The 6,266-nt window shown below is 64.6% G+C and carries 9 protein-coding genes and 1 pseudogene; 4 read left to right on the forward strand and 6 right to left on the reverse strand.

The window, feature by feature from the left end:
- Window positions 1-12: 12 nt before the first annotated feature.
- The 4 genes from soxZ to QX073_RS33745 form a co-directional block, all read right to left on the reverse strand.
- Window positions 13-339 (reverse strand): thiosulfate oxidation carrier complex protein SoxZ, encoded by a 327-nt coding sequence (gene soxZ / locus QX073_RS33730; protein ID WP_315718309.1) that lies wholly within the window; start codon window positions 337-339, stop codon window positions 13-15.
- A gap of 18 nt (window positions 340-357) precedes the next feature.
- Complete coding sequence (soxY, locus tag QX073_RS33735) at window positions 358-810, reverse strand: thiosulfate oxidation carrier protein SoxY (RefSeq protein WP_315718310.1); 453 nt, start codon at window positions 808-810, stop codon at window positions 358-360.
- Between the two features lie 20 nt (window positions 811-830).
- Window positions 831-1,274 (reverse strand): sulfur oxidation c-type cytochrome SoxX, encoded by a 444-nt coding sequence (soxX, locus tag QX073_RS33740; RefSeq protein WP_315755995.1) that lies wholly within the window; start codon window positions 1,272-1,274, stop codon window positions 831-833.
- 129 nt (window positions 1,275-1,403) lie between these two features.
- Window positions 1,404-1,994, reverse strand: a complete 591-nt coding sequence (locus tag QX073_RS33745; protein WP_316171758.1) for a thioredoxin family protein — start codon at window positions 1,992-1,994, stop codon at window positions 1,404-1,406.
- Between the two features lie 94 nt (window positions 1,995-2,088).
- Between QX073_RS33745 and QX073_RS33750 the strand changes: the two genes are divergently transcribed.
- Complete coding sequence (locus QX073_RS33750; RefSeq protein WP_315718313.1) at window positions 2,089-2,805, forward strand: hypothetical protein; 717 nt, start codon at window positions 2,089-2,091, stop codon at window positions 2,803-2,805.
- Here QX073_RS33750 and QX073_RS33755 read toward each other — a convergent pair whose 3' ends face one another.
- Window positions 2,806-3,540, reverse strand: coding sequence for a cytochrome c biogenesis CcdA family protein (locus QX073_RS33755; protein ID WP_315778323.1), 735 nt, complete (start codon window positions 3,538-3,540; stop codon window positions 2,806-2,808).
- A 121-nt stretch (window positions 3,541-3,661) separates the two neighbouring features.
- On the opposite strand from QX073_RS33755, the gene QX073_RS33760 reads away from it, so the two are divergent.
- The 3 genes from QX073_RS33760 (at window position 3,662) to QX073_RS33770 (ending at window position 5,633) form a co-directional block, all read left to right on the forward strand.
- Window positions 3,662-4,051 carry a thioredoxin gene (locus QX073_RS33760; protein ID WP_315754880.1) on the forward strand — a complete coding sequence of 130 codons (390 nt, stop codon included), beginning with the start codon at window positions 3,662-3,664 and terminating at the stop codon, window positions 4,049-4,051.
- A gap of 24 nt (window positions 4,052-4,075) precedes the next feature.
- Complete coding sequence (locus QX073_RS33765; RefSeq protein ID WP_315718315.1) at window positions 4,076-4,426, forward strand: metalloregulator ArsR/SmtB family transcription factor; 351 nt, start codon at window positions 4,076-4,078, stop codon at window positions 4,424-4,426.
- Window positions 4,427-4,547: 121 nt separating this feature from the next.
- Window positions 4,548-5,633 carry a YeeE/YedE family protein gene (locus QX073_RS33770; protein ID WP_315718316.1) on the forward strand — a complete coding sequence of 362 codons (1,086 nt, stop codon included), beginning with the start codon at window positions 4,548-4,550 and terminating at the stop codon, window positions 5,631-5,633.
- 280 nt (window positions 5,634-5,913) lie between these two features.
- Here QX073_RS33770 and QX073_RS33775 read toward each other — a convergent pair.
- Window positions 5,914-6,266 (reverse strand): annotated as a pseudogene (locus tag QX073_RS33775) (recombinase family protein); the annotation flags it as partial.

Below are 6,266 nucleotides of genomic sequence, written 5' to 3' on the forward strand. Positions count from 1 at the left end.
ACACGCTGCCGATCAGGCCTTCAACGCGATCTTCTCTTCGGCCGTCACCACGGAGCCATCATCATCCGTCCATGCGAACTTGAACGTACCTTCCTCGTCGATCCTTGCGTCGAACTGGATGTACGGGTTGGCGGAGATCGCCGGCTCCAGCGCGCAGGAGAACACCGGCTTGCCGTTGAACTCGCAGGTGAACTTGTTGATGATCTTGCGTGGGATCGGCTTGCCCTGCGCATCCTTGCGCTGACCCGATTCCATCAGATGCGAGACCAGCGTCTTGATCTGGATGATCTCGCCCTTCTTGGCTTCCTTCGGAAGCTTGATCCGCGGCTTGTCTGCCATGTTCGTCTCTCCCCTGTCTCAGCCGCCGCAGCCGCCGATGGTGACCTTGACGGTCTTGCGCTCCGTGAAGAGCGAGCCGTCACTCATCTTCGCGACCGCGATCACGTTCTGGGTCTGCGCCAGACGGATGCGGATCGATGCCTCGGCCTTGCCGGACATCGGCGTGAACATCAGCGTGGCGACGCCGGCATTCGGATTGCCGTCGGCCACGAACAGCACTTCCTTGACGTAGTTCTCGGCGGTCATCGGGCTTTCGACCGAGAGCGCGAGCGGCACGGTGTTGCCGTTCTCGGCGATCTCAGGCAGATCGAGCGTGATCTTGCCCTTGGCCGCTTCCTTGCCGCCGGTGAACTTCTTGATCATCTCGGCCGCGTCGTTGCTCGGCTCGGCGTTGGCGGCCATCGGCAGCACCGTCAGGGCGACGAAACCGCCGCCGAGAAGGAACGCCTGTCGTCTGTTGATTGCGCCCATGCATCATCCTCCAGAGGCGGTTACTTCAATGTTTCGAGAAAGGCGACGACGTCCTCGACCTGCGCGGCGGTGAGGACGGGTTTGCCGACGAACTCCGGCCTGACGCGATTGAGTCCGTCGTTCTTGTAGAAGGCGGGCATCACCGTATCGGTGAAGATGCGCTTGGGATCGGCGACGATCAGGCGCAATTGCGCCGTGTTGTAGCGGGTCGCGACGCCGTCAAGCGACGGACCGAACTCGCCGTGAAACTCTTCCGACTTCAGCGACGACACCTGATGGCAGGCGAGACAATTGCCCAGCGTCCGCGTCAAGAACACCTTCTTGCCGGCATCGGCATTGCCGGGCGCGCCCGTCAGCGATTTCGGAATGGCATAGTCGACGACATCGAGCCTGATCGGCTCGTCACCCCGCGCGGCTGCCGACAGCAACACGCAGAGCAAGGCGGCCGGAATCAAACGGCGCATGTTTCCACCCTGACCGGCGAGGCGTCCCCTCGCCTTACGATGACACGACGGACTTACGATCCATCATATTCAATAATTATGATTTGATAATGTGATTGGTGTCAAGCGTATTTCGATGCCGCACTGCACTCAACCCTTGGTCGAAGCGAGATAGTCGCGGAATGTGCCGCGCTCATAGGCCCTCTCGCGCACGAAGCGGAACATTGCGAGGAAATGCGGCGGCTTGAGATAGCCCGGCGCGCGCGCCACCTCGCGCGCGAGCGGCTCCTTCGCAGAGACCCCCTCGGCCGATGGCGGAAAGAACTGGAACGTCGGCGTGAAGCGGATCGCGTAGCGCTCGGCGAGCTCCTTCTCGGCAAGCTCCTTGCCATCGAAGTCGATCACCTTGCGCGCGCCGAGCAGGTTGAGCTGCAGCACTTCGAAATTGGCGCGGATGTAGTCCGTGATCTCTTGATCGGCAAAGTTCACCAGATGCGTCTCGCGGCAATACGGGCAGCCGCGCAGCTCCCACATGATCGCAAGCCGCTTGCCGTCCGACGCCGCGCTTTCGAGATCCTCGCGCAGGTCCAGGAAGCTGTTGAGAAACCAGGACTGGTGATAGAGCCCGTCGTCGCCGAGCGCCGCGTCGGCCTGCGCCGGCGCTGACGCCAGGCCGACGGCCGCCGCGGCAGGCAGCAGCGCAACCAGATCGCGCCGTGTCATCGTCCGGTTCGTCGTCATCAGCCCGCTCGCGCGCTTTGCCAAGTCCACTTTGCCAAGTCCACGGAATTTCGATACATGATATTCGAATAACAGAATGTGAAAAGGACATTCGATGCTGCGCCGCGTCATCATGCTGTCGCTCGTGCTGTCATGCCTCACACATGGCGTCCGTGGGCACGCCGAAGAGAACGCGGACGTTGCTGCCTTCATGCGCTCGGCGATGGCCAGCCTGCGCACAGCCGCGAGCTATGGCCGCACCGGCAATGTGGGCCTGGCGCAGATCGAGCTCGACGACGCCCGGATCGCCTGGGGCAGGCTCAGCCGGCTCGCCGAGCGCTCCAATGCGCCCTATTCGGCCAAATCCTTTGCAGAGCTGATCGCCACCGGAAACGATCGCCTGAAGCAGGCGGACGAAGCGCTGACCGCAGGTGACGGGGCACGCGCTGCGGCGGCCATTGCCGCGTTGCGCCGGTCGCTTCACGCCCTGAGGCAGGACGCCGGCGTGGTCGAACTCAGCGATTGCGTGTTCGACCTGTCACCCGTCATGGACGCGTTGCGCAACGCAGCTGCGCGGTTCGCTGCGGGCAAGGCCGAGCCTGGCGAGGTCGTCCAGGCCGGCACAGCGCTGCGCGACCGGCTGCAACGCTGCAACGGCCTCGCCGCGCCCGACGTGGCGAGCCAGGCCGAGTTCCGCCGCCTGATCGACGGCGCCACGACGAGTGCCGGCGAGATCGGCCGCGCGGCGCGCGAGAGCGACGCCGGCCTGGTGCATCGCTATGAGATCGAACTGCAGTCCTTCGTCAATCTATTGGACTTCCGCTTCGGCTGATCAGCCGATGGTGGCGAGCGACGGAAAGCGCTCGAAGATCCATTCCGACATCCGCGGGATCACGCCGGCGAGAAAGGCCGCGCCGGTCAGGACGAGAAAGCCGCCCATCGTCTTCTCGACCAGGGGGAGATGCGGCTTGATGCCCTTGAGCATGGTCATGAACTGTCCCGTGAAGGCAGCGGCGATCAGGAACGGGATGCCGGTCCCGACCGAATAGGCGGCGAGCAGCAGCGCGCCCTTCCCCACCGTCGCCTCCGCGCCGGCCATCATCAGGACGGCGGCAAGGACCGGCCCCGCACACGGCGTCCAGCCGAAGGCGAAGGCAAGTCCCATCACGAACGCACCGAGCAGGCCGGCCGGCTTGCTTCCGACGTCGATCGTGGCGCTCCGGTACAGCAGCGGAATCCGGAGCACCCCGAGGAAATGCAGCCCCATCGTGATGATGACGAGGCCAGCGAGGATGCCGAGCTGGCTGAGATGGCCGGCAATGAACCTTCCGAACACCGAGGCGGTGGCGCCGAGACCGACGAACACCAGCGAAAAACCGCCGACGAAGCACAGCGCCGTCAGCACCGTCCGCCGCCGCTGGGCCATGCTGGTTTCGCCGATCGCGTCGGCCGCCGAGACGCCGGCCATGTAGCACAGGAACGGCGGGACCAGCGGCAGAATGCACGGTGACAGAAACGACAACAGACCCGCGGCCAGCGCGGCGCCCAGCGTAACGTCGAGATCCATCTTTCCCCCCGGTCGGCCAGCGCTACGTGCCCGGCCTGCCGGGCAGGATTCGGAAATCGCGCACTAGTACATATTCGAATTTAATGATAGATTGGCCGCCAAGTCCAGAGAGGATCTCGGCATGACCAGCAGACGTGCATCGCGCGGATTCGCAACGCTCGCAGGAGCCGTAGTGACCGGCATTTGCCTCTCGTCCCCGGCGTTCGCCTCCGAGCTCGTGATGTTCGAACGTCCGGGCTGCGGCTGGTGCGCCCGCTTCAACGCGGAAATCGGTCCGATCTATGACAAGACCGACGAGGGGCGCGCGCTGCCGCTGCGACGGGTCGACCTTGCCAAGCCGCTGCCGACGGACCTTTCCGGTATCGATCCGGGAGCGTTCACCCCGACCTTCGTGGTGGTCGATCAGGGCCGCGAGATCGGACGCATCCGCGGTTATCCCGGCGATGCGTTCTTCTTTGGGCTGCTCGGCCGCATAATGAATGCTACAAGCGGGGCTCCGGCCCGCTCCTGACGCCAACCGAGGGATTCAGAATTCATGCCGCTGCCGAAGTTGAAGGACATCGAAACCTCTGCCGAGCTCGAGCAGATGATCGAGAAGGCGCGGGAAGCCAGCGAGATGCTGAAGGCGCTGTCCCACGAGTCCCGGCTTTTGCTGCTCTGCATCCTTGCCGAAGGCGAAAAATCCGTCACCGAGCTCGAGCAGTTCCTGGGCGAGCGGCAGTCGACCGTCTCGCAGCAGCTCGCCCGTCTCAGGCTCGACCGGCTGGTCACGACGCGGCGCGAGGGCAAGACGATCTACTACAGCCTTGCGAGCGAAGATGTCCGCAAGATCCTGACGGCGATCTACGACGTCTATTGCGAGCCGGTCCGCAAGCGCCGCCGCTGACCGGTTGGCCCTCGCGGTCTCAGGCTTCGCATCGGCGCGCCCCGTAGCGGCGCAAGAGGTCTGGCGTCCCCGCCGCTCCTGGCGCACAATGCCAGGAAACCAACGAGGATGTCGGAGAGGAATGCTCAGCCCATCAGCACTGACGTTCATGTGTGGGCTCCTCGCGGGCGCCGTTCTCGGCGTCGCCGGTCGCGCCGGCCGCTTCTGTACGCTCGCGATGCTGGAGGACGCGTTCTTCGGCGCCGATACCCGGCGACTCAAATCCTTCGCTCTGGCGGCCGCGGTCGCGCTGGTCGCAACCCAGCTGCTCGCCAGCTTCGGCCTGATCGACCTGTCGCGCTCGATCTACTTGACGTCGTCCATTCCGCTCGGCGGCGCCATCCTCGGCGGCTTGTCGTTCGGAATCGGGATGGCCCTGGTCGGCACCTGCGGCTTCGGGACACTGGTCCGTATCGGCGGCGGTGATCTGCGCGCCATCGTCGTGTTTCTGGTGCTGGGCGTGTCAGCCCTGGCCGCGATGCGCGGGCTCACGGGATTCCTGCGCATCTCGCTGATCGAGCCGCTCTCCATACGCCTGCCCGAAACGATGACCCAGGGCATGGATATGCTGCTGTCGCCCGCACTTGGCTCATATGCGCGGCCGGCAACCGTTTCCGTCGCAGCGGTCGCGCTCGCGGCCTGGGCATTGGCCGACGGGCGCCTCGTGAGATCGCCGCGCCTGCTGCTCTCCGGCCTCGCCGTAGGCTGCGCGGTGGCGTTCGGCTGGTTCGCCACCAGCTGGCTCGGCAATGACGATTTCGATCCGGCGCGCGTGGCATCCCTGACCTTCGTTGCCCCGCTCGGCAATACCGTGCTCTACATCGCCACGCTTTCGGGCAGCCGGGCCGACTTTGCGATCGGCTCCGTCGCCGGCGTGATCCTGGGCTCGTTCGTCGCGGCAATGTTTTCGCGCGTCTTCCGCTGGGAAGCCTGCGATGACGCGCGTGAGCTGAAGCGTCACATGACCGGCGCGCTGCTGATGGGCACCGGCGGCATCATGTCGATGGGCTGCACGATCGGACAGGGCCTGTCGGCTTTCTCGACGCTGGCGATCTCGGCGCCGCTGACGATGCTGGCGATCACCTGCGGCGCACGTCTCGGCCTCGAATACACCATGACCGGCGAATGGCGCCCTGCCGTGCGCAACCTGCTGCGTCTGACATCGTGACGGCGGCTGCGCTCGCGCAATGTGCAAGCTCGCTCCCACGCCAGGGCAATGGGGTTGTACCGCAGGCAGACGGATTGTGAATTTCGCCGATGCCTCAATACTTCAGTTCACGCGCTTCGCAGATTGTCTGCCGGCTCGCATGGTCGCCTGAGCGCCGTCCTGGTGATAATTCCCGGATCTTCCGATGCCACGCTTCAGGGGGAGACGGCACTGTCCTCAGCTGCACAGCAGCTCACAAACCAAAACTCCCGCAGCCTCGTCGGCTACGGGAGTGTCGGTCTCAATGGTTGCGGGGACATGCAGCCACCGCCGGCATAAGACGGTCAGTCCGTTGATTTTCCTGGGTATTCGAGAATTCAAGGATACCCATCAGCTCGCCACGCAGCTCAGCATGGACCTCGCCACGCTTCTTGCCGGGTTTGAGTACGATCTCGCCGATGAGCGAGCGCAGCGCCTCGGCTGCCTCGCGCCCGCCATCCGGATCGGTGAGCGCCTCGGTGAACCGGGCCACGTTCTTGCGGTAGACGTTGGCGATCTTGGGATGCATGTCGGGAACGTCGGCGGGAGCCTCTGACAGGCGCTGTGTGATCTCCGCCTTCTGCCGTTCAAGCTCGTCGATCCGCGCCTTCATCG

The sequence above is a fragment of the Bradyrhizobium sp. SZCCHNS3052 genome (assembly GCF_032484495.1).
GTDB lineage: Bacteria > Pseudomonadota > Alphaproteobacteria > Rhizobiales > Xanthobacteraceae > Bradyrhizobium.

Coding starts and splice junctions, on each gene's coding strand:
- soxZ (WP_315718309.1), bottom strand. CDS start 339: ATGGCAGACAAGCCGCGGATCAAGCTTCCGAAGGAAGCCAAGAAGGGC.
- soxY (WP_315718310.1), bottom strand. CDS start 810: ATGGGCGCAATCAACAGACGACAGGCGTTCCTTCTCGGCGGCGGTTTC.
- soxX (WP_315755995.1), bottom strand. CDS start 1,274: ATGCGCCGTTTGATTCCGGCCGCCTTGCTCTGCGTGTTGCTGTCGGCA.
- QX073_RS33745 (WP_316171758.1), bottom strand. CDS start 1,994: ATGACGACGAACCGGACGATGACACGGCGCGATCTGGTTGCGCTGCTG.
- QX073_RS33750 (WP_315718313.1), top strand. CDS start 2,089: ATGCTGCGCCGCGTCATCATGCTGTCGCTCGTGCTGTCATGCCTCACA.
- QX073_RS33755 (WP_315778323.1), bottom strand. CDS start 3,540: ATGGATCTCGACGTTACGCTGGGCGCCGCGCTGGCCGCGGGTCTGTTG.
- QX073_RS33760 (WP_315754880.1), top strand. CDS start 3,662: ATGACCAGCAGACGTGCATCGCGCGGATTCGCAACGCTCGCAGGAGCC.
- QX073_RS33765 (WP_315718315.1), top strand. CDS start 4,076: ATGCCGCTGCCGAAGTTGAAGGACATCGAAACCTCTGCCGAGCTCGAG.
- QX073_RS33770 (WP_315718316.1), top strand. CDS start 4,548: ATGCTCAGCCCATCAGCACTGACGTTCATGTGTGGGCTCCTCGCGGGC.